This is a genomic window from Rhizobium sp. SVR5-2C, from assembly GCF_056755115.1.
This window is the reverse complement of sequence record NZ_JBNDHT010000553.1, coordinates 1-240: the sequence shown is the minus strand read 5'-3', so window position 1 is coordinate 240 and position 240 is coordinate 1. Positions and strand designations below refer to the sequence as shown.

1 pseudogene is annotated in these 240 nt (G+C 62.5%); it reads left to right on the top strand.

Annotated features, from left to right (window positions below):
* Positions 1-184 (top strand): annotated as a pseudogene (locus tag ACPYOI_RS36865) (porin); the annotation flags it as partial.
* Between the last annotated feature and the right edge of the window lie 56 nt (positions 185-240).

The following is a 240-nucleotide window of genomic DNA, read 5'->3' as shown; positions in this document are numbered from 1 at the left end:
CGATGCCGACGCCAACGGTAACGGTGACGGCGGTAGCGAGTGGCGCGCTGGCGTGACCCGCGATTACAAGATTGTCGAGAACCTCTCCGCGAGGCTCACAGCAACCTGCGTCTCCGACAAGCACGATGCTGCGCCGGATCAGGACTGGGTTGGGGGCTTCTTTCGCCTAGAGCGCGACTTCTAGGAGATATAGCCGATCGGATTGATCTCCGACCGGTTTCGCTAAGGGGAGCCCGGCGC